Here is a 2,449-nt window from a genome sequence, read left to right as displayed (position 1 = left end):
CGCTGTCCACTATCGGTTATTGAAAAATCTATCTCTAATATGAAGGCGGTATGTGCATCAATTTCAGGTGGCATTGTGTGGTGAGGTAGATCCACAGATACTGGGCTGTTTGGATTTGAGGGTTGCCGCACTTTGAGTCCAGTAAATTGCATTAAGGGGGATGCCATGGTTTTAGCCGTTGAGTCGCGATCGCGGTTTATTTCTGAGAGTCGAGGGGTCATCCAATCGTGTAAGCGATCGCCAACGATATCGGGCAAAATTTCAACCCCATTCGTCTCAAGATGGCGAATAACCCAGCGATGGCGCAGATCCGCCCCATCGGCATAGGCTTGTGCCGTGATGTGAAAATTTCCGATCTCTTCCCAGAGATCGGGCTTCTCCCCATTGGCCGCAGGGGTGAGCTGCGCTTCCGCCTCTACAACTCGCGAGCGTGCTAGGGGTTCCGACGCTACAGCGGAGCTTTCTGGAGGGGGCTCCGTGTCTACACTTGCCATGAACTGACGCGCTTGTTCAATCCATTTTTCTAAAGTGGCGAGCTTAACGTCATAGTTTGCCGATCGCAATTGATCCCCAAGGGCAGATGGGTTCAATTGGGCGAGATCTGCGATCCGCACAATACCGATTTCAGATAATTTTTGGGCACTACTTGCTCCAATTCCTTCGAGAATTGTGAGGCGCTGCTCTAGTTCTCGGGGGGGCGGATTCTCAGAGCTATTCTTGGGAGATGAAGCCATTCTTTTCTCCTTGTTTATCAATGGAATACTAAGCCACTGCCAATTGTTCAGATGGACACTAATCAAGACATTTCTTGTTGACTGTCAACACTCCTCTCAGATCCTTTGAGTCCCTGATAGTTGATTCATTTAGGCCATCTCAAAGAATGATCGCGAGGGCAAATCATTGAAAGCGCATTATCCAAGGAGCCAGCCCTTAAAGCTAACCCCTTGGGAACAACGATGACATCGAGAAACTGCGGAATTTCAGTGACTCAATGTTGAGCCAGCACGGCGCTGTGCTTAGTAGACCTGGAAAACAACATCGCTGATGAAACCAACTGCAAAGGGAATACCGGCACCCTTGACAGTAACAACCGCGATCGCTTTGTAAACCCCGACCCCCAAGGCAGCACCGGGAGAATTCAAAGTTGCGGTATAAGCGCAATCTGTGCCATTGGTGGTTGTAATTGCAGGGCCAAGATCGACTTCAGTCGCAGTGCCAAACCCCTCAATGTGATAGAGCACTTCGATGGTGAGTCCTAGCCCCAGCAGAAAATTAGTAAACGGATTGGGGCATGGCGAAAAGGCTACATCAACACTTAGGTCAAAGGCATCACCCGCCTTAATCACGTTTTCTGCTTGTGCAGGGATAGCGGTGTCTTGTATCCGCAGGTTTGAGAGTGTCACATTAATCGGGCCGAGGGCAATGATAGTTTCAGTTGCAGTGGACATGATTCGTTCCTCTTGTATGGTGCATTGAGAAGAAGTTGTTAGAGCCTCAAGAAACAAAATGCTCTGAGGGGTCTAGGCATCTTTCATTTGCCTGATTGTATCATGACAAGGGATGAAAATTCTTGTGAATACCCCATGGGGGTACTTTTAATTTCGACAGATCTGGCATCTCAGGTGGGGGAGAGTAGACCGCACTACGCGCTATTTATCGTCCCTTTGGAGGCAATTTTCCCCGCTATCGCGCAAGCTATTAAAAACAGACAACCACGCAAACTCACGGATACTCCTTTCGCAAAAGTCACAGCTTTCTCAGTAAAAGATGTGTCGTTTAAGACGCCTGGCTGAGCGCAGTTTCGGAGAGGTCAACCAGCACAAAAAACGCTTCTATGGTTGGCTCATGGGAATTTTGTCATCAGCATGTTGCAGGGAGCTACGGAGGCATATGGCCCTGCTGTTCGGTAGATTTTACGTTGAGATGTATGGGGCGCAATCGCCCTCAAATTGGTAGCGATGAATACCGTGCTTTAGTTCGTCTCATTCATCGTCTAGGACGATCGTTTTAGGCCAAAGAACGGTACCCCTTGCGGAGTATTCGAGGCGTAATCCTTGAGAGGATGTTATAAGAGGGGCGATTTGAGCATTAGAAGCCACCTGTACAGATGACATGAACGCTTAAAACCCTCATTTCCTCGTTGCTGTCTCCGTAGTCAAGGTAGTTCAAGCTACCCTAGAAGACTTTTCAAACACCCTCTGAGGCAAATTGGCAACGGCATCGGGTATTTTCACACGTTTTTGGGCAGCCTGAATGCCTAGCATTTTATAGCCTAAAACAGGGGCCAAAACGCCAAAAACCCTCCTGGCGCGGGCCAGAAGGGTAAGGTCAAGATTGTTCGAGCCTATTGGATTAACTCAGTGCGGGAGCGATCGCTTTGAGTTCAAAAATTCGCTCGATCGCGACTTCAACGGCACGATCTGGCGTCGAAGCCCCAGAGGTGACGCCC

The 2,449-nt window shown here is 49.0% G+C and carries 2 protein-coding genes; both read right to left on the bottom strand.

Annotation, left to right across the window (positions count from 1 at the left end):
* On the bottom strand, positions 1-734 hold a 734-nt coding region (locus IGR76_09900; protein ID MBF2078810.1), incomplete at its 3' end, for a hypothetical protein.
* A 282-nt stretch (positions 735-1,016) separates the two neighbouring features.
* On the bottom strand, positions 1,017-1,448 hold the full coding sequence (locus tag IGR76_09895) for a hypothetical protein (GenBank protein MBF2078809.1): 432 nt from the start codon (positions 1,446-1,448) through the stop codon (positions 1,017-1,019).
* Between the last annotated feature and the right edge of the window lie 1,001 nt (positions 1,449-2,449).

Origin of the sequence: Synechococcales cyanobacterium T60_A2020_003 (assembly GCA_015272205.1) — a bacterium.
Lineage (GTDB): Bacteria > Cyanobacteriota > Cyanobacteriia > RECH01 > RECH01 > JACYMB01.
Note: the sequence above shows the minus strand (reverse complement) of the source record. Positions and strands in the feature narration are given on the sequence as shown.